This window comes from Paraburkholderia sp. Tr-20389, from assembly GCF_017104565.1.
Taxonomy (GTDB): domain Bacteria; phylum Pseudomonadota; class Gammaproteobacteria; order Burkholderiales; family Burkholderiaceae; genus Paraburkholderia.
In genome coordinates, this window is the sequence record NZ_JAAGPD010000054.1 from 41,276 (window position 1) to 66,497 (window position 25,222).

General features: G+C 56.3%; 28 protein-coding genes and 1 pseudogene. 5 read left to right on the top strand and 24 right to left on the bottom strand.

Annotated features, from left to right (window positions below; translation table 11 throughout):
* Positions 1-8: 8 nt before the first annotated feature.
* The 20 genes from G3N95_RS35075 to G3N95_RS35175 all read right to left on the bottom strand — a co-directional run bounded on the left by G3N95_RS35075 (position 9) and on the right by G3N95_RS35175 (position 16,922).
* The gene (locus tag G3N95_RS35075) at positions 9-2,681 is read right to left on the bottom strand and encodes a phage tail tape measure protein (protein WP_205974669.1); all 2,673 of its coding nucleotides are present in this window, start codon (positions 2,679-2,681) and stop codon (positions 9-11) included.
* Positions 2,674-3,108 (bottom strand): HK97-gp10 family putative phage morphogenesis protein, encoded by a 435-nt coding sequence (locus G3N95_RS35080; protein WP_205974670.1) that lies wholly within the window; start codon positions 3,106-3,108, stop codon positions 2,674-2,676. Before G3N95_RS35080 ends, G3N95_RS35075 begins: the two co-directional genes overlap by 8 nt.
* A gap of 303 nt (positions 3,109-3,411) precedes the next feature.
* Complete coding sequence (locus G3N95_RS35085) at positions 3,412-3,738, bottom strand: hypothetical protein (RefSeq protein WP_205974671.1); 327 nt, start codon at positions 3,736-3,738, stop codon at positions 3,412-3,414.
* A 79-nt stretch (positions 3,739-3,817) separates the two neighbouring features.
* The gene (locus G3N95_RS35090) at positions 3,818-4,288 is read right to left on the bottom strand and encodes a hypothetical protein (protein ID WP_205974672.1); all 471 of its coding nucleotides are present in this window, start codon (positions 4,286-4,288) and stop codon (positions 3,818-3,820) included.
* 393 nt (positions 4,289-4,681) lie between these two features.
* Positions 4,682-5,011: a phage head closure protein gene (locus G3N95_RS35100; RefSeq protein WP_205974674.1), complete on the bottom strand. Its 330-nt coding sequence runs from the start codon at positions 5,009-5,011 to the stop codon at positions 4,682-4,684.
* On the bottom strand, positions 5,011-5,355 hold the full coding sequence (locus tag G3N95_RS35105; RefSeq protein ID WP_205974675.1) for a head-tail connector protein: 345 nt from the start codon (positions 5,353-5,355) through the stop codon (positions 5,011-5,013). The genes G3N95_RS35100 and G3N95_RS35105 overlap by 1 nt, the downstream gene beginning before the upstream one ends.
* Entirely contained in the window at positions 5,355-6,635 is a 1,281-nt protein-coding gene (locus G3N95_RS35110; protein ID WP_205974676.1) for a phage major capsid protein, read from the bottom strand. Before G3N95_RS35110 ends, G3N95_RS35105 begins: the two co-directional genes overlap by 1 nt.
* Before the next feature lies 1 nt (position 6,636).
* Entirely contained in the window at positions 6,637-7,455 is an 819-nt protein-coding gene (locus G3N95_RS35115) for a head maturation protease, ClpP-related (protein WP_205974677.1), read from the bottom strand.
* Positions 7,433-8,518 carry a phage portal protein gene (locus G3N95_RS35120; RefSeq protein ID WP_241019127.1) on the bottom strand — a complete coding sequence of 362 codons (1,086 nt, stop codon included), beginning with the start codon at positions 8,516-8,518 and terminating at the stop codon, positions 7,433-7,435. Before G3N95_RS35120 ends, G3N95_RS35115 begins: the two co-directional genes overlap by 23 nt.
* 207 nt (positions 8,519-8,725) lie before the next feature.
* On the bottom strand, positions 8,726-10,441 hold the full coding sequence (locus G3N95_RS35125) for a terminase large subunit (RefSeq protein ID WP_205974679.1): 1,716 nt from the start codon (positions 10,439-10,441) through the stop codon (positions 8,726-8,728).
* Positions 10,442-10,444: 3 nt separating this feature from the next.
* Complete coding sequence (locus G3N95_RS35130; protein WP_205974680.1) at positions 10,445-10,651, bottom strand: hypothetical protein; 207 nt, start codon at positions 10,649-10,651, stop codon at positions 10,445-10,447.
* Positions 10,652-11,587: 936 nt separating this feature from the next.
* Positions 11,588-11,848 carry a BrnA antitoxin family protein gene (locus tag G3N95_RS35135; RefSeq protein ID WP_205974681.1) on the bottom strand — a complete coding sequence of 87 codons (261 nt, stop codon included), beginning with the start codon at positions 11,846-11,848 and terminating at the stop codon, positions 11,588-11,590.
* Positions 11,823-12,041, bottom strand: coding sequence for a BrnT family toxin (locus G3N95_RS35140; RefSeq protein ID WP_205974682.1), 219 nt, complete (start codon positions 12,039-12,041; stop codon positions 11,823-11,825). The genes G3N95_RS35135 and G3N95_RS35140 overlap by 26 nt, the downstream gene beginning before the upstream one ends.
* Before the next feature lie 40 nt (positions 12,042-12,081).
* On the bottom strand, positions 12,082-12,468 hold the full coding sequence (locus tag G3N95_RS35145) for a hypothetical protein (RefSeq protein WP_205974683.1): 387 nt from the start codon (positions 12,466-12,468) through the stop codon (positions 12,082-12,084).
* A gap of 104 nt (positions 12,469-12,572) precedes the next feature.
* On the bottom strand, positions 12,573-12,818 hold the full coding sequence (locus G3N95_RS35150; protein ID WP_205974684.1) for a phage portal protein: 246 nt from the start codon (positions 12,816-12,818) through the stop codon (positions 12,573-12,575).
* A gap of 388 nt (positions 12,819-13,206) precedes the next feature.
* Positions 13,207-13,761, bottom strand: coding sequence for a DUF1064 domain-containing protein (locus G3N95_RS35155; RefSeq protein ID WP_241019128.1), 555 nt, complete (start codon positions 13,759-13,761; stop codon positions 13,207-13,209).
* Entirely contained in the window at positions 13,758-14,492 is a 735-nt protein-coding gene (locus G3N95_RS35160; protein ID WP_205974685.1) for a hypothetical protein, read from the bottom strand. Before G3N95_RS35160 ends, G3N95_RS35155 begins: the two co-directional genes overlap by 4 nt.
* Complete coding sequence (locus G3N95_RS35165) at positions 14,443-15,288, bottom strand: hypothetical protein (protein WP_205974686.1); 846 nt, start codon at positions 15,286-15,288, stop codon at positions 14,443-14,445. The genes G3N95_RS35160 and G3N95_RS35165 overlap by 50 nt, the downstream gene beginning before the upstream one ends.
* Positions 15,289-15,297: 9 nt before the next feature.
* Positions 15,298-16,113 carry a ParB/RepB/Spo0J family partition protein gene (locus G3N95_RS35170; RefSeq protein WP_205974687.1) on the bottom strand — a complete coding sequence of 272 codons (816 nt, stop codon included), beginning with the start codon at positions 16,111-16,113 and terminating at the stop codon, positions 15,298-15,300.
* Positions 16,114-16,469: 356 nt separating this feature from the next.
* A complete protein-coding gene (locus G3N95_RS35175; protein ID WP_205974688.1) occupies positions 16,470-16,922 on the bottom strand; it encodes a YdaS family helix-turn-helix protein in 453 nt (150 codons plus the stop codon).
* A gap of 70 nt (positions 16,923-16,992) precedes the next feature.
* Between G3N95_RS35175 and G3N95_RS35180 the strand changes: the two genes are divergently transcribed.
* The 4 genes from G3N95_RS35180 (at position 16,993) to G3N95_RS35195 (ending at position 20,018) form a co-directional block, all read left to right on the top strand.
* Positions 16,993-17,397, top strand: coding sequence for a hypothetical protein (locus G3N95_RS35180; protein WP_205974689.1), 405 nt, complete (start codon positions 16,993-16,995; stop codon positions 17,395-17,397).
* Between the two features lie 355 nt (positions 17,398-17,752).
* Positions 17,753-18,583: a hypothetical protein gene (locus G3N95_RS35185; protein WP_205974690.1), complete on the top strand. Its 831-nt coding sequence runs from the start codon at positions 17,753-17,755 to the stop codon at positions 18,581-18,583.
* Positions 18,584-18,730: 147 nt separating this feature from the next.
* Positions 18,731-18,937 carry an excisionase gene (locus tag G3N95_RS35190; RefSeq protein ID WP_205974691.1) on the top strand — a complete coding sequence of 69 codons (207 nt, stop codon included), beginning with the start codon at positions 18,731-18,733 and terminating at the stop codon, positions 18,935-18,937.
* Between the two features lie 94 nt (positions 18,938-19,031).
* A complete protein-coding gene (locus G3N95_RS35195) occupies positions 19,032-20,018 on the top strand; it encodes a tyrosine-type recombinase/integrase (protein WP_346778436.1) in 987 nt (328 codons plus the stop codon).
* Between the two features lie 725 nt (positions 20,019-20,743).
* Here G3N95_RS35195 and G3N95_RS35200 read toward each other — a convergent pair.
* From G3N95_RS35200 to G3N95_RS35210, 4 genes and pseudogenes are all read right to left on the bottom strand, one after another.
* Positions 20,744-21,451 (bottom strand): hypothetical protein, encoded by a 708-nt coding sequence (locus G3N95_RS35200; RefSeq protein WP_205974693.1) that lies wholly within the window; start codon positions 21,449-21,451, stop codon positions 20,744-20,746.
* A 536-nt stretch (positions 21,452-21,987) separates the two neighbouring features.
* The gene (locus G3N95_RS40750; RefSeq protein ID WP_241019136.1) at positions 21,988-22,419 is read right to left on the bottom strand and encodes a S24 family peptidase; all 432 of its coding nucleotides are present in this window, start codon (positions 22,417-22,419) and stop codon (positions 21,988-21,990) included.
* A 114-nt stretch (positions 22,420-22,533) separates the two neighbouring features.
* Positions 22,534-22,788 (bottom strand): annotated as a pseudogene (locus tag G3N95_RS40955) (helix-turn-helix transcriptional regulator); the annotation flags it as partial.
* A gap of 203 nt (positions 22,789-22,991) precedes the next feature.
* Positions 22,992-23,432 (bottom strand): hypothetical protein, encoded by a 441-nt coding sequence (locus tag G3N95_RS35210; protein WP_205974695.1) that lies wholly within the window; start codon positions 23,430-23,432, stop codon positions 22,992-22,994.
* Positions 23,433-23,786: 354 nt separating this feature from the next.
* Here G3N95_RS35210 and G3N95_RS35215 point away from each other — a divergent pair, with 354 nt between their 5' ends.
* Positions 23,787-24,728: a DMT family transporter gene (locus tag G3N95_RS35215; RefSeq protein ID WP_205974696.1), complete on the top strand. Its 942-nt coding sequence runs from the start codon at positions 23,787-23,789 to the stop codon at positions 24,726-24,728.
* Positions 24,729-25,222 lie beyond the last annotated feature (494 nt).

The following is a 25,222-nucleotide window of genomic DNA, read 5'->3' on the forward strand; positions in this document are numbered from 1 at the left end:
ACTGCTCATCAGATCAAACCGAGCGACTGGTTGTAGCCGCCCCCGCCTTGACCACGCATGCGCTGCGTGAGTCGTTGATCAACAAATGCCTTAACGAAGGTCTGAAGATCGTGCAGATCGCGCTTATCCAGGCCACTTCCGTTCTGGTGCACCTCCAGATGCACATTGCTGGAAATTGCGCCGCCTGCATGTGCAGCGCCGCCAGCCATCCCTCCATCAGAAAATGCAGTCAGACGGTCGGAATTGATCGCTTCGAGTAACTCCCGATGTTTCCTCGTCGACGCGGCATTCACTACGAACTCGCCGTTGGACAGCATGGCAGGAATGCTGTCGCTTGTCGCCGAACCCGAACCATAGATTGCTCCTCCGGATGCGAAATGCGGTAGCAGACTTCCGCTGCTAAACAGCGAAGGCATGCCGGGGGCCGTCAGAATTGATTTCAATATCTGTGCCGACGCAAAGTGGAATGCAATTCGAGCAAGATCGGCGAGCACGCTTGCGGCGAACTCCCTGAAATCGACCTTGCCGTTCGTCACGAATTTTTCGAGCGCACTCTCCATGCCATGGAAAACCTGTGTCACAGCTTGTCTGGTCTGCCCCGCCATATCTTTAACGCTTTCGAGATAGCCTGCGATCGCCGATTTGACTCCATTCTTCCAATCAGCTTGCTTCGCTTTCAAGGCCGAGTAATATGCCTCATGGTCGGCGAGCGACTTTTCGAGGGCCGCATTGATCTGCGCAGCTGCCTTCTGGTATTCCTGACTATCCAGAACGTCCTTGGACGAGCCTTTTCGCAGTTCATCCTGCCACCGCTGGTACTCTGCCTTGATCGCACGGACCTCGGCAAGCCGCTTTGAAGCCTGCTCATCTTCGCCGTACGAGATCCTATCGTCGTATGCTGCCCTCGTTCGCGTCTGGTACTCCTCGACGCGCTCTCGTAGCGCCGCAGAGTAGCTATCAAGCATCCTTAGCTTTTCCCGAAATCGAATTTCCTTTTCCAAGCCCACGTTCAATTGCAGCTGCGTGCGAATCTCGCGCTCGCGCGCCAGCATTCCGGCCTCGTCGCGCTTGCCCGAGCGTCGCTTTAAATCGGCAATCTGCTCGTTAAATTTTGCAAGTGCGCGCTCAGCGCCTGTCGATTTTTCGCCAGACGCAAGTTGCGCCAACATCTCCGCATGCTGTTCGCGAAAGCGTGCAAGATAGCGTTCGGCCACACTCAGCTTCACGCTTTCGACGTGGCGTCTATCTTGATACCTTTCGTTGATATTCGAGGCCAGTCGGTTGAATTCCTGATCAGACAGATGTCCGCCGCCCGCCAAGATCGCAGCCCGGTCTTTATTGAGCTGGGTAAGCGCTTCGGATCGCCTCTCACTGTTCGTTTTAACATTCTCTCGCAGCTTGTCGACCCGCAGGCGCGCTTCGAGTCCCTCTTGTTGCTTCCTCGCTATATCCGCCTCCCTTTTGGCAGCTTGCTCTTCGGCTTCCTGCTGTCGACGCAGTCTGTCAATCTGCCGATCTATCTCAGCCATACGTCCCGAGGTAAATGAAAGTCCTCGGAGATCGTGCTTCTCAGCAACAAGCGTATCGACGCGATCTTGCAAAGACGGCCCCTCACTGAGACCTTGTTTAAGTTTTGCCCAGAATTTTTCTACCTCTGCCGAGAGCTGCCTCCAAGCCTTTGATGCGGTCGTCACATGCCGTTCTGAGCTGCGCTCAACCTGTTTCGCAGCAGCGTCGATTACGGCTTGCAATGCTTCATGCTCCCGTCCTGCCTGTTGAAGCACATGAATGTGTTCGTAAGTCGCGACATCCATGAAATGCATGGATTCGTTATGCTCTGCTGCCCACCTTGAAGGATTCTTCGCTAGCGTCAAATAATCCTTACTGATCTCTTGAAGTGTCCGACCGGACACCTCCGCCGTTCTAGCAATGACATTGCCCAGGCCCTTCATTTCTTCAGAGCTGTAACGACCACTTTTTGCCAGTTCCAGTAGGACATCATTCACTCGGCCCAGCTGTGCGTGCGTCGACGAGGCGAGGCTCTCGGCCATTAGCTCAAATGACTGGCGGGTCAGACCGGCATAATTGCCAGTCGCGTCCAAGGCAGCATTAAACTGCTTAACGTCTTCCGCCCCCTTGCTCGCTGCCGCGGCTATCGCGGCAACTCCAGCAAGTAACGCCGACGCTGCGAGCCCGGCGCCACTAAACGCCAGTCCGAGTGCGTCGGTCCTTTCGCCCAGTACCAAAAGTGAGCCACCGAAGTTTTTCCAATTGCCTTGAGACGCCTCGTGGGCCAAAACGAGGAGTTCGCGTCGCGCGCCGGCCGTTTTAAGATTGAACTCCTCCGTGTGCCTACCCGCATCTGCGATTTGCTTGACGTATTGCTGCGCTGACGCTGAAACGCCAAGCGTCGCCGCCTGCATAGCCAACAGCTCGGCACGCGTCTTCCCAGCCGTCTCCGCCTTTTTCGCCAGCGACTGCATGAAGGCATTAATTTGTCTTACGCTGGCACGGCTCGCGTTCGAAGTCGCTTCCTCGATAGCCTTCTGAGCCGCGACGGTACGGGCAGACGCTGCTTCCTGAGAGGAGATGAAGTCATTGGCGCTGCGCTTCGCCCTCTCCAGCGCTGATGTGTACCCCGTGGCGTCAGCTGAGATCCTGACGACCGTTTCGTTAGCCACCCGTTACCTCCCGGATCTGGTCTTCGATCGTACGCTTTACCGTAGCGGCAGCAGAACTGAGGGTCGCGTCGTACGCTGGCCGGAGAAACGGTCGGGCGGCTGCCTGCGATGTGCCGTGCTCAAGGAACCGTCCGTAGTATGCATCCCTGCTCCATGTCACAAGGTAGGTCGCCAGTCGCGCCTTAACGGAATTCTCGTGGTCATAGGCAATAAGCAGGTTGTCTCTAAGAAATCCAGGATAATGCTTGTGCCCATCCCGCTCCCAACTATGGCCGCCCACAGGCACGCGAAGTTTTGCTTCTTGCAGAATCACACGTGCGCCTGCCACGGTCGCGCGACGCAATACGGATTCAGTCGCGACATCCTCCAGTGCGCGGATTGCATCGGTCAACGATGTCGGGTTTTCCACCTGAAACGCCTTAACCATGGGCCGTCGGAAATAGGTTGGAAATTAGCAGCTTCGTCTGCGCGTCGGCATCCCCGAGCAAGACAGGAGAATCTTCTCGGGCCGCGTCGGTTGTCGGCATATCGCCATGCCGATCGCTCCAAGGGATAAAGTCAAGCATATCGAATGGCTCAGGGCGACGGGCCGTGTCGCGATGCACATTCGCAATCATCGAAGCGATGACACCCGCCCGAAGATCGTCGTAGTGTGGGCCGCGACCGTCGAGTCGGTACGACGCCCAATATTCAACGAACTCCGCACTCGTGATTCGCTTCTGGAGCTCTCTCACCGGAATGCCGAGGTCGCAGGACAGTTGGAGCCAGAACCGCCGCTCCGGGCGGTTTCTGAGTTTTTTTCGGCGTCCTCCAGCGACTCGGCGTGCATGCCGTTTAGTCGCACTGCAACCGCGACAAGACGATCAAGAACCGCGCTGCTCTGCGCGCGCAGTGCTTCAACGTCGGTCTCGTCGAGAATCAGGTCCCCCCCCTCGTCGACGACGGTGGCAAGCAGGAGATCCGACTGAGAAACACTGATCGGAGGACTTTCGGTAGCATTCTTCGCGTAGAACGCGTCGCGCGCGAGACCCGACATCTCGGAGACCCACACGTGCATGTCCACTCCCCATTCGGGCACCGCGACCGCCTCAGTTTTCAGGTGTCGCGCTGCTAAAATGACTCTCTTCGTTTCTCTGTTAAGTATTTTCACTTTCCTCGAACTCCAAAAATTCGACAGGCCCTGTGATGCGGATCGTTACGCCGGTCGATTTGATTACCTGGTCGACCCCGCCTTCGAGTGGACTGTTCTTCACAAATCCATCAAATTTCGCCGCCACCACTTTATTTGGAAAGACCAAGAGGAAGTGCCGCATCTCTGACTCTTCTCTGGCAACATGCAACTCCCCCTGTCCCTCATCGTCAAAATCCCGATCAAGGTCGATTACAAGGTTTCCATTGTCCGGCAGGCCTAATCGATACTCTTTTGCCTCACTGGACAAATTTGTAATATCGACTTCGGTCGCCTGTCCATCAAAACCTTTGAAGCTCCTCAGATTATTGACCTCGGCCTTTCCCGCGATCGCTTTAGCAAGGCTTCCGTCGATGACGAATTTCTCGTCCGATACATATAATTTTGTGCCTTGCGCGGAAATAGCTGTCGACTTCATTGAACCTCCCTGTAAAGCCTTGCATCGGATTGATCATGTCCGTGCATCGTTCAGCCTGACGAATACCAGACCGAGAAGTCGGCCGTGGCTCCATAAAGTGCAGTTTTGTGTTCATACGTGGAAATGGGTGCACCAATCAACGTGATCCCCGTCGGCGGGTCACATAGAACAGCAATCGCCCGATGCATAAGCGTGCCAGCTTCAAACCGACTGACGGCCCACACACTAATTTGGATACGCGCATTTTTCAGCCCCGGTCGGTTGCTGACATATGCCGTCGTCTGCCCCCCAACCATCTGATAGGCAAGCCAAGGGGGAGTCGTCCCTTCCGGCGCTACGTCAGGGAATATGTGAACGCATCCCGTCTGCTGAAGGGCTGCGTACACTACCTCCTCAGGAAGCACTGGCGATCGTCCCGCAAACCAGATCGGTGTAATCGCGCGTGCTCACGTTAGGGAGCACCGCCTCGACGCGAAACGTAACGCCGTCGACAACGGCTCTCATACCCGCTTCCACATCCGTCCTGTAGCGGATACGAATGCTCGCTGCTGCCCTGCTTATTTCCGCGGCGGCAAGGAGCGATTCTTTCCCTTTTATCATTCTGACGTTTCCCCAGACAGTGACCAGTTCCTTCCATACATCGGATGGCTGTCCTGTCCGGGCATCACGGCGTCCGGCGCGTGCTTCGATACGCACGCGTCGGTTGAGATCTCCCGCTCGCATTACAGCCCAGCAGTAATCCTGTGCGGACGCAGCAGGTTACGAACGCTGAAAGGTATTTCCGATACAACGCCCAATGCCGAGTTCTCCCGGTTAGCGAAGAGTTCGGCCGTCAATTTGAGGATCGCAGCTCGAATTGCCGCGTTGACAATCATGGGGTGTTCGCCTGCCGTACCGCTTTTAACGGCCGCCGCCAGATCCGTCTCGTTTGCGAAAACGCGACGATTCAAATAGTCCGTCGTGTGCTGGACTGCACTATCTAAGAGCATTTGCACGACAGCGTCTTCCGCTCCGGCGTCGATGCGCAGATAGCCTGAAACAAGCTGGGCGTCGACAAGTTCTGCCATTAAGTCTTTTCTTTACCGACCTTCATCGCACGCATGGGCTCGGGGTTGAGCAAACCGCCACCAACGCGCTTCGTGGTGTAGAACATGACGTATGGCTTGTTCGTGTAAGGATCGCGCAGCAGCCGGATGCCGACGCGGTCGATAATCAGGTACGACTGAACGAAATCGCCAAACAGAATCGGCGTCTCACCATCTTTGATGTCGGGCATATCCGGCATCTCGGTCAACGGATATCCCGCGATCGTTGCGGGTTGGCCGGCAACGTATGATGGCTGCCACAAATAATTGCCATGCCCATCCTTGAGCTTGCGCACTGCCCGCTGGGTATTTCGATTCATAGTGAATCGCGCGTTGCCTGTAAACGCAGATGGCAGATCGTAGATGAGGTCAATAATGCTGTCGGAAGTGATCGCACCGGCCGCACCCGACGCCACTGCACGGATAGGACCAAACGGGTGCTTCGCTTGGTCGGGCCGCCCTTCGACATACTGAAGGATGCCGGTTGGCTTGTTCGCACCGTCTCCGGCGATAAACGCACGTCCCTCCTGTTTCGCCAGTTCGGTGTACACCTCGTCTGCCAGCCAGGTCTGAAGATCGATCAGACTGTCGTCCAGAATTTGCTGAGTGGCGGCAGGATTCGCATAGATCTCGCCCGAGTTAAAAGCCAATGACTGGAATTGCGCGGTGTTAGTGTCCTTGCGACTCTCGGTTTCACCAACCCATCCACTGGCTGTCCCGCGCATATTGAACAGCTTGGAAAATCCCGCGTTCGAGACCTGCTGGACACGGCAAATTTGACGCATCGGCGAGATGAGCACGAGCTTGTCCGTGATCGTGCGGTCCCACTCGATCGGCGTGAGATAGCCCCCCTCGGGAGCCGCCCCTTTGTTAAGCGAAGCACTAACCTCGCCACGCTTTACATGCACATTAAACGCCTCTGTGTACTGAGCATCGCGCACAGCATTGGCTCCGGCTCCCATCTGCATAGCGGCCATCTTCACATTGGCATCATCGACTGCCTTCTGCAGTTCAGCCACATGCTCGTCGATCTTTTCGACCTTCGCCGAGATGTCACTGGCCGGAACACCAGCCTTCACCGCCTCAAGCTGCCTCGTGTGCTCCTCCTTGAAGGAGGCGAAAGCCTGCTGGAGATTGTCGACCAGAGCCTTTACGTCGGGCGTTGATAGGTCAGCACATACGGAGACAATGCCGCGCGGCACGAAGCCGCTTTTTGGTGTCAGTGCCGCAGTGATTGCAGCAATAAGCACAGAAGTATTCATGTCATCCTTGAATTAACTTGATGAGGTGTTGGAGAGAAACGGCAATCTCCTTGTCAGCGCTGGCCTGGTCATGAAACAGGCCACGAATCGTGGCGTGACGCTGCTTCAATGAATAACCCGCTTGCGCCAGCGACGATTCGACAAGCGCGATGCACTTTCTCCGAGATCCATCGCTGCCCGCACTAGCATTTGGTCCCCCGTCATCGAGTAGGCCGGTTGCCAGCCCTCGCTCGAGCGCCTGCGAGCCGCTAAACCACGTCTCCTGATCCATCAGCCGGGCGGCATCGTCTTTGTCCATGCCGGAGCGTTGCGCGTACAGCTTCGCCATGGCAGCATCAATGGGCGCCAGACTGGCAGAGGCATCAGCTAGATCATGTCGATTGCCAACTGCTACCGCCCAGGCGTTGTGAATCATCAGAAATGCCCCGTCGCCCATCAGGATGTCATCGCCAGACATGACGATAAGTGATGCGGCCGATGCAGCGAGCCCCATAACCCTGACCGTGACCCGAGCTTTGTGCTCGCGAAGCAGGTTGTAGATTGCGACGCCCTCAAAGAAGTCACCACCGGGCGAATTGACGTTCACGATCACATCGCGAGTTCCGATACTGCGCAACGCCGCACTGATCCGACCGGCGGTCACACCTGAGCCGTCCAAACCCTCACCGATCGGGTCATAGATCGAGATAGTTGCGGTGTCATCACCTGTCTGTCCGTATACTTCGGGTTGCCAGCGTGCAAGTGCGTCAGGGCGCAAATTGAACTGCGCCTTGGCGAGGTGTTGGTTGACCGGCATTTCAGGCAGGTTGCAGAGGCTCAAAGCGCTCTCCTTCGCGTTTCTGGGTCATCGGATTACGCAACTGGTCAGTGAGCGGGTCATCCGATTTCGGCAGATCGGTAAGCGCACGCACCTCGTTCTGCGACATCCACGGCGAGTGCCCGCCTGCCCCAAGCGCCCTCGCAAAGAAATTCGCCTGATCGTTCAGCGTGCCGCGCAGCAAAGCCCCCTCGTTGAACTTGAATTGCATCCGGCCCAGGGAACTTTCCGGCAAGAGCACACGCGCCGCCGCTTGCTCCCACGCCGTGAACCAATGAGACAGGGCGTATTGCACAAAAAAGATGGCCAGTTGTTCAATCCCGCTACCCCAACTGGTGTCATCCATCATGAGTAGGGGCCGTGGAACCCCAAACTGACGGGCAACTTCTTCGATTTGATGGTTTCGATTCTCGATCTGCTGCGCATCGGTTGCTGTACTTGCGAATTTGACAGGTTCGGCCCCCTCCTCTGCAATCAGCCAGCGTCCGGCGTTTTCCGCTCCGCCAAACTCATCAAGCTGCTCCCTGACACGCCGGTAGGTTTCTTCGGAAATCGCATCCTTGAACTTCAATGCGCCTCCTGCCATCAAACCTGTACGGAAGGTACGATACGCGGCGCGCTCGGCGGCCGACGCGAGGTCCAATGCACCGGCGGCCAATGCAATCCGTGAGACGCCATTGACTCCGTCTAGCGAGATGTCGCGCAGATGAAGAACATCTCGCGCGGAGAGCGTGACCATTGCGCCCGCCAGCGTCGTGTAGTCATACTCCATCTCCCACGTATCAGTCTGACGAACCATCACAGAGCCGCGTCGCATCGGTACAAGCCGCACGGGACGGTTTCCCGACCAGATAACGCGCGCGAATCCCTGCCCGTCAAGCAAAGCATGGAGCTGCAGCAGGCTCTTGAACTCATAAGGCGTTTGCCAGTTGTTAGGCTTGTACTTTAAAAGCCGGTGCGCGGGATTGTCGGTCTGCACCTGCTTGCGCTCATCGCTGCCGACGAGATTCAACGGCAACGTACCGATCGCCTCAGATATGAGCGTCACGCAGCGCAGCACTGCCATATTGCGCAAGCTTCGCGCGTGGCCAAAGTCGCTTATGCCCAACTGCCCCGACCTAATGAACTCAAGTAATCGGGGGTCGCTCATCCCGCTGAACGCCTCGCCCCCGGTGGAAGCCTGTATGTATCGCATCGTAGGTTCAGCTCGGGCTGATGGCGCTTGCACCGCGCGACCACGCAACAACGTACCGAGGAATCTCAAACGCGCTCCCTAGACAAACAGTAAGCCGCGGGTTTCATACACTGAACGGCGGGGCGCCGAAGGATTGAGCGCCATAAGCGACACCGCGTCGAAAATCGCCATCAAAGGATCAATCTTTGCTTTTCCGCTCGCCTGTTTCGTGATGTTGACAGCGTTGCCCACGGGGACGACGCGCGCGTTACCTACACACCACGCCATCAACCGTTGTCCCCCGTGAATCAGCATGCCGTCCGAAGCCGAATCCGTCCCATCGACCAGTCGCCCGCACGTCGCCGCCAGACGACGCTCCGTCGTCTTGATGGCACCCGACAGTTTCCACCCCTGCGAGATGCCGATAACTTTATCTTCGGGAATGCCAGCCTCGGCAAGAGCGTCGAGCACACACCCGATGCCGGCAGGATCTGCACCGATCATGTCGAGCATCCCCGTTCTATGAACCGCGGCCGCGATCTCAGCCACATCGGCCACGTCATCGCCAATCTGATTGACGATCGTCAAGTCGCCCTCATTCTGAAAGTCTCGCAGCGTCTCAGCGATTTCCTTGCGACGCTCAAAAACCGATCGATGTGCCCAGGCATGGGTCCATGCCAACCAGTTGCGCGTACCGCGTTCACGCCCGATAACTGCGAGCCCCAGCAGATCATCGAGGCCACCCCCATCGATTCCCAGATCGATCACCTCGCAACGCTCAATCAAATCTTCTAGCGTAAGGTGCATCATCAGCGCGGCTTCCTCCCAGAATTCCGCACCTGCCCAGCGGTCGCTGCGCAATGCAAGACCAATTTCGACATTTCCGTGCTTCGCCAAAAATCCGCGAAAGGACTCCTCGCCTGCCTGCTGTGCCTTGCGAAACTCCCGACAAAGGAATGCCTCATCCACCGAATACCCGAGATTCGGGTTGACCATCCGTAAGTTCTCGATCTTCAGGTGTTCTTTCCGCCTCACCAGATCTGGCGGATGCTCAAAGATCACGGGCACGAAGCACGGGTCGACGATCCTACCGTCCCGCACGTCTCGTGCGTAACGCAGCTTCTGCAAAAACACACCTGCGGGCGGATCGTCGGACTGTGTGGTCAAGTAAATGACAAAGCCTTCGGGTCGGGAAGCAAGTCCGCCGATCGCTTCGCGCAGCATATTCTCCGCGTCTGCTTGCTTTCCAAAGAGCCACACTTCGTCAACTAACGTCCCGACGCTTTTCTTACCGCCCACTGTATTCGAATCCGCCGCCACTATCTTTAGCGCGGCGCCGGTCGTACGATGCGTGATCGTCTTGATGTGCGTCTGAACGAGAAACAGATCGTCAAGCTCCTCCTCATGCTTCACCATATCGCGACTCGGAGCAAAACTGTTATTCGCAACTTCTATTGTCGGCGCCAGAATGGTGTATTCGGCTGACTTTCTCCAGTTGAGGATCATCGCCGTCATCATGATTCCAGCTGCCAGCGTCGATTTGCTGTTCTTCTTGGGAATACAGATGAACCATTCGGTGATCAGGCGACGACCGCTGTCCGCGTCGTAGGCGCCGAAAATCGACCCGACCAGATCGAACACCCACTGGGCACAAGCCTCACCGAACGTTGGGCTGCCAGGCGCGTCCACGATTCTGAGTTGCTTGAACACCCGCAGGGCCTGCTCAGCCTGCTCAGGGAAGATTGGCGGCGGAATAATGGTCCTACCCGTCTTCAACCGCTCAGGCCAATCAGGACAAGCCGTGGACCATTCCAACTATCATTTCCCGTTGTTCACTACGAGCTTGGGCGGTGGTAGAGAGGCAAATTTGCCTGCCGCTTTCTTCGCCGCCGCGACTTTCGCCGCTTTCTTCCCTCCTTCACCCATCTTGGCGTGCGTGTACTGCACAGCCGCAATCGCCGCGCGCACCTGAAGTGGCGTTGCAGTCAGTTTTCCTAATGCGATCTCTTGCAGAAAGCGAAGCATGTCAGCATCACGCGCTGTGCTCCGAACTGTGTCGGACAACGCCGACGCGATGTGAGCCTCCTTGGGCGACTCCGCAGCGACCGGTGCCCCGGTGTCTGATGGCCTCGCCTCTGCAGGGTCTCCGAGCCGAGCAGCGCCGCGCGGCTTGCTCCCTGCTGTAGCCCGGGATGTAGGTCGCTTTCCGGTTGACATGCACGACTTCTTCGGTCGAGCACCGTTAGCTGCCGCCGACCGACTATCTTTGCTGTTATCGGCCTTCATCTCGCGCCCCAAATCTCCATCCGATTCGTGAAAATTAAAAAAGGGAAAAAATTCTCCGCGTGCGGGAGCAGCCGGTCTAGAACCGCAACGGCTCCAGCCTTTTAATGCCCCCTCCCATGCGCGTTTAACGCGCCGCCCGCTCCCGCCTTTGCTTTTCGCCATCGTGATGGCGCTTGCATAATGTCTGCACGTTATTTGGATCTAGCCGCAGCGATTCATCTCCCTCATGCGGAACGATGTGATCGCCGATTGACCCGATCGGCTCGGGAATATCGCGAGTCGCACATGCAATGATGACCTCGGCAGGCGTCATGCCACACATGTCGAGGTCTCTCAAGCAGTAAGCGCAATAAGGATGCTTCGCCAGATGGCCCGCGCGCAACCGTTGCCAGTCGTAGCCATAGCCACGCGCAGCGCTACTATTCTTACCCTCACGCCAAGACAGACCCGCGATCGCAACGCGATTAGACAAGACGGCCAATGGAGATTTGAGGACTCTCATATGCATGGGGCGTCGAGCGCGCCGAAATCTCAAGCTCAAAAAACAAAAGCCCGCGAGGTCTTCACCTGGCAGGCTTCAATTTTTGCGGACGCACGTGCGCCCCACAAACGTTAAGATATCAGATACGCCGCGATTTTACAACTATTTACTTAGGCAGGCTGATGATTTTTGAGCTAATCTTTTAATGCTTCATTGATCCTCGTTTGCCAGCCGTCTCCTGTAGCCTCGAAGGCGTCGATAACCTCTGCGTCATATCTAATCGACACTAGTATCTTCGGCGATTCGAGCTTCGGACGACCTCGCGCACCAAGTCGCCTTAATTTATTGAATTCCTCGCTGGGCACCTCGAACGTATCGGGGTCAGCAGCGATTCCGCGATTGATCGCCGCATCCTCCCCATCTGAGGGTTTAATGACCTTCGGTCTGCTCGACATAATCTTTTACCTCACCCTTGCTTGCCTTGCGCAGGATAATGGTGCGCATTGTGTCTCCGCGCTGCGTAAAGGCCACACAATAAAGGCGCTCGCTGACAACGACATAGCCAATCTCGCGTACTTCGCCGTAGTCCATGCGATCGTCCACGTAGGCCATCACCTGAGCCCATTCGATCTCACGCGCGACCTCCATGTCGACGCCGTGGTGCGCTGATCGCCTGCTGGCGGGCGTGTCATATCGATTGAACGCAATCGCGAAGCAGGCCTCTTGCAATGAGAGCCGGCCGCATCACAGCCTTCGCTTCCGCATAGTCCTCATCCTGGCCGGTCGGCTTATACGGATTCTGGTCGACGGCATCCCCTGCAGCGAAACTCCTGACGACTACCATGACGGCAATACGATGATGTATGGCCAAGCGCATCACGATGGGATCGACCGCTCTGCCAACGGTCTCTCGAAGTTGCGAATCAACGAGATGTGACAGATCGTCGTGGTCCATCCATTGATTGCTGATTCTGAAACCTCTACATGATGCCGAGGCACCACCAAAGCCGAGCGCAGGCTTGTAGGTTTGACTCCATTCGTACCATTGCGTCAGCACATCGTCGATCTCGTCCATCACTTAACCCCTTGATCTCCACGTTGCATGCCGTGCTAATACACGCTAGGAACCTGCGACGTGGAGCAGTTTTGAGCGCCAGCGGCCGCATTAGCGCATGGTGGTCACGCGACCACTGTGAAATGGATTCCATGATGCGTGAACCAGTCGCCTAGCGCATGACGCAGTTCGGTACTGTGCGGCCACGCAAATTCGATCTGCACGCCCTCAGGGGTTTCGACAACCTGTCCGATTAGCGGGCATCCATCGAAACCGACAAATTGCACGCCCGTATCGTCCACGCGCCATCGTGCGTCGTCGAGCAACGTCTCCGGTACGTCATCGTATTGAATATAGGCTTGCGCTGTCATCCCAGTTTTCCTCTTCACACCATCCGACCCGATCGCTTACCGGCGCTCTCGCACCGCGCATCCCGTGCTAGCTCCCCACGCGGCAATCCATAGGGACCCGCGAGGTTTGCATGTCATTCGTCCTCTTCCAACGGCTTCGGTAGTAAGTCCAGACCGTCTGTAAGTGCAGTTCGTCGACCACACTTCCATGCGTCGAAGCAGAGTTCGATCACATCGGCAGGTACCACAGCCCGGTTGAGCTTTGATCCGAACGACATTTCGAACCGTTCGCGCTCCGTCCGGCGCACCTCAATATCTCGGTTCGTCGGTTTCCGAACGCGGCTAGCAGGAGGATGCAGGTTTTTCTGACAGCGAGCCGAGCTGCGGATATTCAACAGATATCCACTCATTACGTTACCTCCACGATTTCGACGTTATGAACTGTTTTCATCAGGTGCTTCTTGAGTTCGTAGACAGTTGTACGAAAGCCCTTGACGTCCTCGACAACGCGCCGCCCGGACGACGATATGTACACAAAATCTGCGATATATGCGCGCGCCCGCTTCCTCTTGCCATCTACCAGTGCAGCCTCGGCTAACACGAACGGCACCTGTCGCTGAAGATCGGAAATTTCACCGCGCGCCAGCTTGTCGACCAGCTCAATCCAGCGAGCGCGTTCCTTCAAGCTATCGAATTTGATGCCACCCCACTCGCACCTGGTATTCCGGTATTTCGAACGCTTGGTCGACGCGCCGCCGATCAACTGGCGTGTACGCATGCTCGCCCACCAGGCAGACTGATCTTCTGCCATCCGACCTGAAGGCACATTCCGATCGCTGCGCGCCAGGTCATGTCTTGCTTGGCGTGACACGGGTCTCGTCTGCACGGAACTTCGAACGCTCGCGTTTCCGATTTTTTCCGTCCCGGCCGCCAGGCGCATCATGCGGTTTCCTCTCTTGTTCATGCCGGTTGTCCAGTTGCCTTCAGAATTGCCTCTTTCGCGATATCTAGCTTATGTCGGGGCACTGTTCCAGTTTCCATCTCGCGCTCGATGATGCGTCGTGCCCAGTCAATACTTGCGCCTTTCGACCGCGCATCGATTAGTGGCATCGCCAGAAGCTCGTCCAGTCGCCTGCGGGCAAATTCCCGCGACGACTCGCTCGCGCCCGGGGCGACCAGCGTCGGAAAACGCTCCGGCACCGGCAAGACCTCAGACGCAAGCACCTTCCTCAGTGCGATTTCAAAGCGCGGTTTGAGTTGCGAGAACGTCAGTCTCATGACGTCGTACTCACCGACTGCGACTGCGGCCCAATAGATGGCGGGGTTGGACCAACGGTCTTTTCCCTTCTGCCGAGCCTGCATCTGCTGAATCGCTTCGTACAACGCGGCATCAACGCAGATCGACGGCTTACAGAGCTCGATAAATTCGCCCCACGTTGGCGGCCATCTCAGTCGCTCCGCGCCTTCTATACCTTTGCGGACATCGGATAGCCGCAAGCCGTTCGCGCGAATGCGATCTGCCCAGATGGCTTTCATGTTTTCGATGCCCGTATCCTTGCCATCTATCACATGACCGCTACGCCAACCGTCCAGAAACTTGTTTCCGAACATGCCGTGGAGCTGGCCGAACAGCCAGTTGATGGGATCAACCGACGCGTTCGAAATGTGAATCGATGATTCGAGGTTCGCGTTCATGGGTAGGCACTCCAAGTCCGATGGATGCGGCCGCGGCAGAGCGCTGCACGTCACGCGCTGCGGCGCGAGTGGGCGAGCACCCCCCGGCGACCGCAATTCGCTTCGCTTCCGCCGCCCAGCGTTCGATGATCGAGATCACGTAGCCCGGCGCAATTCGTTCATTGGGCCGTGCCCGCCTGGCCGTACTAGCCGCCGCTTCGACGGTCTCTCGCTCTACGCCCTGCGCTGCTAGCGCCTGGAGCCGTGGATCGGCAGGACTGGCTTCGATGCCCTGCGAGCGCATCGCCGCCGACAAATCGGCCGCCCGCAGCGGCGCGCTCGCTCGCGCAGATTCTTCAAACTCCCGATACGTACGGTTAGAACCCTCGGTTTTAGATTCTTCTCTTCTCTTCTCTTCTCTGGTCACGCCGATGTCACGCTCCGACCGTGACACTTCATCGCGCAACGTTTCCGAGGCACGTTGTTTCTGCTTACGGACCGTAGCCAATGCTCGGTCCTTCGATGAACTGCCGTTGTGACGTTCGAAGTTAGGGAGCGTCACGCCAACGTCGTCGACAACCAGCCAGCCGACGGCGATCATCGCGTCGGCGAAACCGTCACAACGGCAATATCGATCAATCCAACGTTTTGTCACGCCCGGAGCGTGACCATCGCGTGACTGAGCGTCGGCCCACCCCCAGAAATAGTGAAGACGCCCCACAATGGTGAATTCGTCCTCGCCGAGCCGTTCCGCCATCGCGATAACCGCCGGATCATCCGCAAGTGCTGTGCGCATCTTTATCCAATCTCCAGCCATAGCCACTCCTTATTGCCCACCAGCGTCGGGTTCGGTACCCGTCGCCTCGAGTCCAAGAACCCATCTCAATGCCGCCGCTCTCTCGCCAGACGAGGCCTCCAACTCCCTCTCAACTGACTTTCGACTCTTCATGCGTGACGTCTCATCACCCATTACCGCGCGCTGTCGCCGCGCTTTTGCGTGGCCGCGCTCCGATGCGCCTGCGGCGAGCAGTTCGGTGACTTTCTCGCGTTGCTCGGTCGGCGGCAGTTTCGCCAGACGCCGAGCATGTGTCAGATTCAGGTTTCCAGTCTCGACGGCGTCCTGCACGTCCTGACAACACTCGAGAAGGGCCAGCGTCGCGCTAACCGTCGCAGGTTTGCAACCAAAGGCGATCGCCACTTCCTCCTCGCCGTATCCCATCGCCATCAGGCGACGCATCTTTTCGGCGCGACCCAATGGAGTTTCCGCATCGCGCAATTCGTTTTCGCCAATAATTGCTGTCAGCGCTGTGCGGCGCTCCCCGCGATAGACTTGCGCGGGAACCTGAAGTGGCTTTTCGCCCCGTGACCGTCGCCATTCATTTGCCAGCCGCGCCGCCTTGACGCGCTGGCGCCCGACAACAACTTCTGTATCGCCTGTCTCTACGTTCTTGATGACTGAGATAGGCTGCAACACCCCGTAAGCATTGATATTTCTCGCCAAATCTTCGTTTACAGGAAGTTCGACGCGCGGATCGTAAAGGGGCGACGTTGTGTCTTTTACGAGCACCAAGGCGTCCGGATCGAAAAACAAAAGATTCGTCTTGCCTGATGCACCATAAGCGTCGATTGAGTTCTTAGCCATGCCTCGACTCCGAAGTTAGAGGTTTGCGAGCGACATTCACCCAAGAGTTAGTCAATGTCAGAGACCCAATGTTCTGCAATTCGAGAGGCGCGAATTTGCACAGGCATTCAGCGCTGATCGTTTGACGGCCCACGCGGGAATAAAGCGGCCTTCATAGGAACACTAGAGCTGGGCTCGTTGATGAACACACGCTCACTGAGCGTCGACGCCGTCAACTCGTCGCGATGGAAAGCGGACGGGTTTTCCGCACGAAGACGTGCGATAACAAAGTCCAACTCTTCTGGCGTGGGCTTCGTAAGGGTACGCAAAAGCGCTTGATGGATTGAATGATGCATTGATTGCGCCTTAAGACGTAGCTACCGTTCCGATCGGGTAGAAATCAACGTGGCACGGCTTTTGGTCGGCACACGATTGCGACACCTAACGTGGCAGACACTTGACGTAGAACCATGATTACGGGCCTGCGACCGAATCCTTCTTGCGCGCGAAACCGATCGATGCGTGCACGTCGGAATCACGCGCGGAAGGCCGCGATTGCCCGTGTCGCGGATGGCTCTTCGCCTGCGCCTTTTGCGAGTGAGAACGCAATCCTCCAATTCCGGCCAAATGAATCGCCAGTCATGTGGGCGAAGCTCCTGTCTCGTCACGAAACCACCTGTAACCCGTTCGATTGATACGCAACGTCGCGGGGAGATCGGAGACGCGCCAGAGGCCATCTGCGACAGGTAAGAAGCTGAAACGCGAAGGTACCTAGCAACTTGCGCCGCCATACCTCGTTCGCTCCTAAGAAGATAAGTTTTCAAATCCATGCGGGCAGTTTAGTTGTCACTAAACCGACGGTCAAGTGAATGCTTGTTTAGATCCCACTAAACTTGGAGCATGAAGATCTCGGACTTGCGACGCAGTCGCCTCAAGGATTGGCTGGATACACATCCCACACCATCGCGCGAGAAAAGCTATTTCTCCCAGCTGGTGAATGGCACCGCATCGTTTGGAGAAAAAGCGGCTCGACGCATCGAGCATCAATACGGCATGGCACCCGGCTATTTGGACGACGCTGAGAGTGTCTCCGGCGCTACGGCAGACTTTCGCGAGAAAACGCCGGCTCCGCCTCTGCCTGACCATGGAACGGTCGAAGACCACGTCGAGACAATCAAAGGTTTGCTTCCCCGCCTCACGGAGACGCAGAAGGCGGAGATTGCAGCGACGATGCAGTCGATGGCCGAAAAAAACGACAGGCTGTTGCGTGAGCTCCTTGCGCGCGACAAGAAACCAGTTCGCTAGCCGTTAGCGCCTCCGTCGGGAGCGCCCCACTTTTTCAGCTTTCGCGCGGCACTCGCGCTACGCGTACTTCGCCCTAAAGTTTAGTTTTCACTTTACTTCCGGCAGAGCATCTAATACACTTTTCGTCGGCATTCGCCACCGCAACGACGATTTTGGTCCTCGGTTTCATGCAGATCAAAACCTGACGGAAATCGATGCTGGCGTTGCTCCCGAAAAATCTCACCGTTGAGTACACAAGGGAATTAGTTGTACTTACTTGAAGCGTACGAGTCACTACCCGTTTGAGAAAACTGCTGCCCCGCACGCACAGTCTGATTTAGCAGGAATTTTCCTGTCAACGCGTAAGGAGGTTTGTATGGATCGGCAACAGACGTCACTGGTTCTGCGCACGTGCGCGCCCGACATGTCATCCAGCTATGGATTCAGGTGGCCGAGCGTGGGCGAGATCGCTGAAGCGGGAGACTGGAATCCCGATCCGGAATGCGGCAATGGCCTTCACGGATGGCTCCACGGACACGGGGACAGCACGTGCCAATATGGAAAAGCCGAGTGCTTCAAGCTTGTGGCCGGCGCAAGGTGGCTCGTGGTCGAAGTCGACACGCGAGACGTCGTCGATCTGGGCGGCAAGTGCAAGTTTCCGCGAGGTCTCGTTCGATTCGTAGGCGATATGAAGGATGCAGCGAACTATCTCATTGCGAACGAGCCACGTGCGCGCGAAGACGCCGTGATCGGCGCTCATCTGCAAGTGGGCGACCATAAATTCGTCGCGGTCGGCGGACGTGGGGTTGCAGTCGCCGGAATGGGCGGCACTGCGATCTCGGGCGTCCAAGGTGCATCCATCACCGGCGACTTCGGCACGTCGATCGCCGACGCATTCGGCACCGCAACGTCTGGTCGTGGAGGTAAGGCAATCGCAGGGCAGAGCGGAACAGCCCGGGTTGGCGACTACGGTATGGCGATTGTGGGCTATTACGGTACAGCGATCGCCGCGGAACACGGCGTCGCGGTAGCTGGTCGGTTCGGTACTGCTGCAGCTGGCGTCAACGGCGAGATCCGGATCGATTGTTTCGACGAAGTGGCACTTCGGCACCGCGCAGTTATTGGCTACGTCGGAGAAAACGGCATAGCCGCAAACACCCCTTACACCCTTGACGAACAAAACAGTCTTAGGAGGGCACCCCAATGAAACGCTTCATAGAAAACCTGCTCTATTGGCGACGTCGAGGAATGTCAGTCCGAGACGCCTGGCGGATGGCTCGCAGGACGCTGTGACCTGGTGACGGCCCTGAGCGCACCAAGGCGGTGAACAAGACGAAAACTGGTGACGGAGAATATGAAAGTCAGACTCGACGAATGGCTCAAACGTGAATTTGATCCCCCTCCTCCGATCAGGACCGCGCGCCTTTGGATTAACGCGGGAAAGATCTATCCTGCTCCAAAGAAAATTGGAAGATCGTATTACGTAGAGGAAGGCGCTGTCTTCCGAGGCGCGATTGAAAAGCCGCGCCTCGTCCACAGGGCGTTCGGCCATGGCAGCTAGGCCGAGAATCAGACGCCGGACGGGGTGGCCGGAAAATCTTCATGAGCCCAGGCCCGGATATTACGTGTGGCGAAATCCCATCACGAAGAAGACCATGTGCCTCGGCTATGTGCCCGTCGAACAGGCAATCTTCGAAGTGCTTGAGGCGAATGGGAAGGCCAAGGAAGTCGTGCAGACAAAACGACTTGTCGAACGCCTGCAGGAAGGTGAAGAAACTGTCGCAGACCTCCTTTCGAAAATGCCTACCGTTGGCGTAAAGCCAGCGACGATCACTGCGCGCAGACATCAGGACGCTCTGATAAGGAGAGAGCTTGGGCACATCAAGTGCAAGGCTCTGACCACGAAACACGTGGCCGAAATGCTTGAAACGATTGAAGCTCGAGGGAAGTTGCAATGGGCGGTCAACGTTCGCAGCCGGATTAAAGCCGTCTGCCGCCGCGGCATGGCACTCGGATGGATGGACAGGAATCCGGCCGATGCTACGGAGCGGGCGAAGGTTCGCGTCAAGCGTAAGCGGATGACGCTCGAAGTCTTCAATGCGACGCTGGCTCAGGCGCCCAAAGTTGCGCCGTGGCTCGCAAATGCAATGCTGTTGGCGCTGGTATCAGGTCAGTCATTGTCCACCGTCGCACGCTGGGAGCGCAGATCAGTGAAAAACGGAGAGGCGCTGGTGACGCGTTCGAAGACTGGCGTGACCATTGCAATTCCGGTCGCCCTTCATATGGATGCCGTTGGCATGTCGCTCGGCGACGTCATTGCCCGTTGCAAGCAATCGTACGTTCTGAGCAAATATCTGATCCATCATCTCCGCGGCAAAGGTACTACGGAAAAAGGTTCGGCCATCAAGGTCAAGACTATCTCAGAAAAGTTCCTGCGCGCGCGCCGCCTGGCTGGCTATGTTGCAGAAGATGATCCCACCTTCCACGAAATACGCAGTCTGTGCAAGCGTCTCTACGACGAGCAGGGCAACGTGGATACAAAGGCCCTGCTTGGCCATCTCTCCGACGCCACAGCAAACCTGTATGCGAACTCACGTGGGTTGGAACCAATCAAGGTTCGGATCGCCTCCGCGAACGCCTAGCCCCGTCAAAATACGCGGTGATCGATCCGCCGACAGCTTGGGCATTTGATCTCAACGTCAGGGCGATATCGACATATATTGCTCTCGCGTCGAAATTATGTCTGGGTAACGTTCGCCCAAGGGGGCAAGGACGTTCACATATATCGATGAAAGGATCTGCAAGACGGCATCTCGATAGTTCTTGTACTCGTCATCATTGAAAGCATGGCCGGTTGTCATGAGAGAGCGTTTGAGATCGCGCTTGATCTTCCACATCAGCTGACTATGTTGATGTGCGCGCGCTTTTATCGTGATTTCTGAATTGCGGGAACCACGACTGGTTCGTCCCTGCGTCTTGCACTTCTCCGAGCTCTCTATGCGAAGAGAGGCCAGTCGAGTGACATCGCAAATCCCGTGAAGACCGCCATGGACGTTGTAAATGGGAACAAGGATAGAACTAACAATATCAGTAATAACGCAGACATCGCCCGGTCGTATTCAACGCACGTACCATCATTAAAATGCTCGTGCAACTCACGGACTTCCATACACACACTGATAGCCAATCCCGCGACTCGCCCAGCCAATACTCGGTCCTTAAACAAAGCTTGCTCCAGTTTCGATATGCCGGTTTTTCACTACAACCTTTAATCTGACTCGGTTGAATAGAATTTATGAGTTCTGCCGGGGCCCGCGGAATGCACGAGGGTGCATCAAAGATTTTCGCCGCGTGATTGGATCAGGCATTAAAATCGGTAAAGCAATCCTGCCGATACAAAATCTGTCTGAATTGGGCCTTTATCGCCGGCTAAAGAATCTCTCGCCAAAAGTTTTTGCCATTCGCAGCAAAATTCCACATTCTTGTTCACACTATATGTGAGCCCAATGCTTGTCGAAGGAGCGTACGTCTTGCGCACAAGATCATCGGGAATCGGAGCTCGATCGATTTTAACGTACTTAATCGGATCTTTTTCTTCACGTATCCGAGTCATCACCATCGCTTCCCCGATCTTGCCTACTATGCCGACCGGTCCGACCGTGTAATGAACGCTGGCATACACCGCAGTGCCGTATTGCATGAAATATTCGTGTCGTGCATAAGAATTTTGTCGCTCCCATTCCAGGGTTCCCAATTCAAACGACTCGGCATCAATTCCGAACCTGAAGGTCCCAAAACCGTCGTTGTAAGTCAAAGGTTCAAATCCTGCCGAGAGTTTTCCACCGAGCGATTGACCGCGGACATCGGCTTTCGCAACACGATAATCAGGCCAGTTATCGCTAAGATCCAGCATGGGATGGAAGACGTTGGACTGGCCCAACGCGCCGCCCACTACGAACTTCCTATCGTCAATGGCCCATCCGTCTGCTATCGCCAAGGGGGCGGTAAGCCCAGAACAAACAAGTGCACTGAGGTTCAGCAGTCGCTTAGCGCAAACGCTTTGCATGGGTCTCATTTTTAAATGTCCTTCGCATCGTGCTTTTGTCATCGTTTCCTCTGCCAGCACTTTCGGATCCCGACTCCCGCCATAAGCCGAGGAACATGTGCATTCCTCGGACGAGCACCTATCACTCCCAGGTCCGCGGGTAATCGTCGTTTGCGGATCGTCGCTGGGTCTGCAATTTGTGAAGCATGCGAGTTCCTTGGCCGATCACCGACCCGATATGCAATCCGACGAGGAACGAGCAAACGCCGACTACCACGAACAAAAACAGGAGTCCTAATATAACTAGGTAATAGTTCACTGCGTCCACCAGTCCTCTGTAATGACACCCGGATCAACCCGCTTCGCTGGCCCTCTTACTCAGCCGCTCGCGATCTGGAAGCATGCGTAGGGCGGCATCACAGGCTGGACATCGGTTCAAACCCAGCCAGACAGTGGGAAAGTTTGCGCTTTGACGACACCTCAGTCTAGGGAAGCGGGATCGGTTATACAAGAAAAACTAGCGTAACAAAGTGTAACATTAGGCGGCGGCTAGGCTTGCGCTTCGGTCAGCCCAGCGAAAGGGTTTTGATCCGCCTCGGGGGAACGGCGTGACTCACGTAATAGATAAACTGCACGTCCGAGACGGGGATACGCACCCGCGGTTCACCGGGGCAATTGTGGGCGGCGAGTTCAATTGCTAGCCCGTCCAGAGACATCAGTTCCCGGATCATCCTTTCCCCTCTTCGCAACTGGACATAGACGTCATCTCCGGCCTCGTATTTCTCGCCGGGTTCGACTAACACATGCTCGCCGGGCCTGTAGCGCGGCGACATAGTCGCGTCGGTTACGGGGATGAGAAATGCCCCTGGATCGTCAGTCGCGATTGAAGCGTACTTCACGGAGCTCACGGGTTTTGAATCGCCAGCATACTGTTCCTCGTTTTCCAAAGACCGCGAGGTATCGACAACGAAAACAGGACGCGCTTTCGACGCGTCCAAACGGACTGCCCGCGGATCCCCGCTGGGCGACGCCCGAGTTAGGGCCGCAGCGGCGGGCTCGATCCCGGGTTCCTCCTCGTTAGAGGGCCTGCGTCCAAACAGCAGATACTCTGCGGTCGTATTCAAAGCGTTTGCCACCGCCTGGAGCCGCTCCCGTCTGGGCGCGGTACCCCCGGGCTCTCGTTCCCATTGCTGAATTGTTTGCCACGCTCTGACACCGACCAGATCTGCCAATGCGTGCATGGACAAACCCGCCGCTTCCCGACACTCCCTTATTCGACTGTGGATACTAGCATATCTAGCATACTGAGGGTCGACCTCAGCTGGGTTTGACGATACGGCGGCCTTTTTTACCATTTTATCTAGCATCCCTCTCTGTGTTGCATTGACAATGCCTCGCTGAAGCGCCTCGGATGCCGCGATTGTACGTTCAAGCAGCACGAGAAGCAGGCGCCAGAACACATAAAAAGGGTCGTAACGCTATTCGCTCCTTCAGATAGCTCGGCCTACCCGCATGCACCAATATAGTCCCCGAAGTTGATGCCCACTTTCGACGTGCGCCAAACCGCCACTCAGCCGCCAGCCAATATGGACAAGATAAGATGGGGCATCGCCGAAACGATCACCGCGCCGCACAGTAGCGCCACTGACGCAAGTGCGACTGTGCCGCCAGTCAGGCCATACAACGCGGTCTTCCAGAGAGACAGTTTTTTGATTTCCAGCGATCTCAGATCATCGACGGCCACCGTCTCTTTGTTTCCCTTTACGTGCAGTGCGTCGAGCTCCGTTACCGTCATCACGGTCGAACGCCCATCGCAGGTTTGAAAGCGTATTTCGTCCCCGACCTTGACATCGCTTCCGGGCTCAAAAGCGAGACTTGAGCACGATGAGCGGACGATCGAGTGAAAATCGTCTTTGCCGACATCCTTGTGTTGGACGGTTTGATAGCTGGTGCATCCGTTCAGGCATAGCATCACGCCAGGTGCAGCGATTAGCAATTTGGACCACGTCATTCAGTTATCTCAGTTAGCGTACGAAGGCAGCACTTCGTCATCGCTGGTGGCGCGTGCCTCCGCGAGACTTCCTGAGACGTTAAGGAACAAGGGCAACTACGTCGATAAGACCGGTCTGAATTTCACGTTGCCTTTTCGGGCATCGCGTCGATGGTTCGTCGCAGGTCGATTCAGCTCCTGCACTTGAATGACACATCTAATTTCTTGGTTTTCTAATACTCGTCCGCGTCGATGTGACGCAATTTAGAAACTCATTCTACGGAAGTGCTAATTTCAGCCGAATTTTAGAAAAAAATTGTCTCGCATTGTTCATATGATGCGACCTCCGCTTAACCATTAACCGGAGGATTAAAAATGCATCGAACGATAACTCTGTTGCGCTTTGTCCTCGTCACATTGACCTGGGGCACGACGTGGATGGCAATGAGCATCGCCTCAACAACCATCTCCCCGATATTTGCGACCGGCATACGGTTTACTCTGGCAGCGCCACTTCTGATTCTGCTTGCGGTCTTATGTCGGGTACCGCTGCTTTATCCGATCGAGCTTCGGTGGTACCAGGCTTTCGTCTCGCTGTTCTACTTCGCCATCCCGTTTTCATTGATGATCTATGGCGAGCAGTACGTGAGCTCGGGGTTGGCCGCCTTGATATTTTCCACAATGCCAGCGCTCGTTTTGCTGCTGTCAGTCTTCATGCTGCACGAGAAGCTGCGAGCAGCAAAGCTGGCGGGGCTGGTCATATCAACGACCGCACTTGCCGCGATCCTTCTGATTGAACTGGACTGGAGTCAGTCGAACAGCCTGACGGGTATTGCTGCACTTCTTTGCGCAGCTCTCCTGCACGCTTATGTTTACACCCGAAGCAAGAAGCAATGTCATTCCCTTTCGGTGCTGACGTTCAGTGCGCTCCCCAGCGCTTTTGCTGGCGTGATGCTACTTGTGTTTGGATGGCTGTTTGAACGCCCCTCCATCGAGCACTTTTCAATGATGTCGCTCGCCGCGACGGCGTACCTCGGATTCGTCGCTGGCGTCTTTGGAATTCTCAACTACTTCGCCCTGCAACAACGCACGACGGCCTTCCGGGCGTCTCTAGCTTTCGTGATCTTTCCTGTAATCGCGATCTGGGTCGAGGACATATGCACCGACAAGTCATTGTCCCGGCTTTCGTACGCATTCCTCGCGCAGCTGATCGTGGGGATCCTGCTGGTCGTTTATCCAGGCAAGCGAGGCAAAAATGTCAACTCGACGCTGGCGTCCACAGCCGATGCGGCGACTGTGGAACATGAAGGAGCCTGAATCGACGCTTTCGCTATTCAAGAAACACTCACACCCACGAGGGTCGCTTGTTAGCAACGCTACATTCGGTTGAGTACTTTTCAATCGGTTCCAAGTGAGTAACCCGTAATCTTCGATTGCGCGCCGAGCAGGTGCGTGTCGCATGGCAATTTCAAAAGCAAGGTCATCGGTCTCACGTGGAGAAAGAATGAAACGCCCGCTGTCGCTCGTCGTTGCCGGGATCGTCGCAGCAGTCTTATCGCTGTCGGCGACCGCTCACCCGGACAGTCATTCACCCCAGCCCTCCAGCACAGGAGCTGAGCGCCATACGCAAAAGGCGCAAGCACCGCTCGGCGCAAGCACTCCGACATACCGCTGCAAGAAGTGCGGAGCGCCTCACGGTGGCTGTTACTATCCGTTGTGTCCAGACTGCTACAAGAAGTCTCAGCAACCCACCAGGCAGCACACACCGTGATCGAGCACTCCGACTCCGGTCTCCCGCCGACCTTGACCCC

What these genes read in the sequence shown, in the direction of transcription:
- G3N95_RS35195 (WP_346778436.1), top strand. Translation starts at nt 19,032, where the DNA reads ATGTGCCTCGGCTATGTGCCCGTCGAACAGGCAATCTTCGAAGTGCTT.
- G3N95_RS35090 (WP_205974672.1), bottom strand. Translation starts at nt 4,288, where the DNA reads ATGAAGTCGACAGCTATTTCCGCGCAAGGCACAAAATTATATGTATCG.
- G3N95_RS35145 (WP_205974683.1), bottom strand. Translation starts at nt 12,468, where the DNA reads ATGGACGAGATCGACGATGTGCTGACGCAATGGTACGAATGGAGTCAA.
- G3N95_RS35080 (WP_205974670.1), bottom strand. Translation starts at nt 3,108, where the DNA reads ATGGTTAAGGCGTTTCAGGTGGAAAACCCGACATCGTTGACCGATGCA.
- G3N95_RS35180 (WP_205974689.1), top strand. Translation starts at nt 16,993, where the DNA reads ATGAAGATCTCGGACTTGCGACGCAGTCGCCTCAAGGATTGGCTGGAT.
- G3N95_RS35160 (WP_205974685.1), bottom strand. Translation starts at nt 14,492, where the DNA reads ATGAACGCGAACCTCGAATCATCGATTCACATTTCGAACGCGTCGGTT.
- G3N95_RS35105 (WP_205974675.1), bottom strand. Translation starts at nt 5,355, where the DNA reads ATGGCAGAACTTGTCGACGCCCAGCTTGTTTCAGGCTATCTGCGCATC.
- G3N95_RS35150 (WP_205974684.1), bottom strand. Translation starts at nt 12,818, where the DNA reads ATGACAGCGCAAGCCTATATTCAATACGATGACGTACCGGAGACGTTG.
- G3N95_RS35170 (WP_205974687.1), bottom strand. Translation starts at nt 16,113, where the DNA reads ATGGCTAAGAACTCAATCGACGCTTATGGTGCATCAGGCAAGACGAAT.
- G3N95_RS35085 (WP_205974671.1), bottom strand. Translation starts at nt 3,738, where the DNA reads ATGCACGTGTGGGTCTCCGAGATGTCGGGTCTCGCGCGCGACGCGTTC.
- G3N95_RS35120 (WP_241019127.1), bottom strand. Translation starts at nt 8,518, where the DNA reads ATGGCAGTGCTGCGCTGCGTGACGCTCATATCTGAGGCGATCGGTACG.
- G3N95_RS35210 (WP_205974695.1), bottom strand. Translation starts at nt 23,432, where the DNA reads ATGACGTGGTCCAAATTGCTAATCGCTGCACCTGGCGTGATGCTATGC.
- G3N95_RS35165 (WP_205974686.1), bottom strand. Translation starts at nt 15,288, where the DNA reads ATGGCTGGAGATTGGATAAAGATGCGCACAGCACTTGCGGATGATCCG.
- G3N95_RS35100 (WP_205974674.1), bottom strand. Translation starts at nt 5,011, where the DNA reads ATGCGAGCGGGAGATCTCAACCGACGCGTGCGTATCGAAGCACGCGCC.
- G3N95_RS35185 (WP_205974690.1), top strand. Translation starts at nt 17,753, where the DNA reads ATGGATCGGCAACAGACGTCACTGGTTCTGCGCACGTGCGCGCCCGAC.
- G3N95_RS35175 (WP_205974688.1), bottom strand. Translation starts at nt 16,922, where the DNA reads ATGGATTTGAAAACTTATCTTCTTAGGAGCGAACGAGGTATGGCGGCG.
- G3N95_RS35190 (WP_205974691.1), top strand. Translation starts at nt 18,731, where the DNA reads ATGAAAGTCAGACTCGACGAATGGCTCAAACGTGAATTTGATCCCCCT.
- G3N95_RS35110 (WP_205974676.1), bottom strand. Translation starts at nt 6,635, where the DNA reads ATGAATACTTCTGTGCTTATTGCTGCAATCACTGCGGCACTGACACCA.
- G3N95_RS35215 (WP_205974696.1), top strand. Translation starts at nt 23,787, where the DNA reads ATGCATCGAACGATAACTCTGTTGCGCTTTGTCCTCGTCACATTGACC.
- G3N95_RS35200 (WP_205974693.1), bottom strand. Translation starts at nt 21,451, where the DNA reads ATGAGACCCATGCAAAGCGTTTGCGCTAAGCGACTGCTGAACCTCAGT.
- G3N95_RS35135 (WP_205974681.1), bottom strand. Translation starts at nt 11,848, where the DNA reads ATGTCGAGCAGACCGAAGGTCATTAAACCCTCAGATGGGGAGGATGCG.
- G3N95_RS35140 (WP_205974682.1), bottom strand. Translation starts at nt 12,041, where the DNA reads ATGGAGGTCGCGCGTGAGATCGAATGGGCTCAGGTGATGGCCTACGTG.
- G3N95_RS35130 (WP_205974680.1), bottom strand. Translation starts at nt 10,651, where the DNA reads ATGCTTCGCTTTCTGCAAGAGATCGCATTAGGAAAACTGACTGCAACG.
- G3N95_RS35155 (WP_241019128.1), bottom strand. Translation starts at nt 13,761, where the DNA reads ATGAACAAGAGAGGAAACCGCATGATGCGCCTGGCGGCCGGGACGGAA.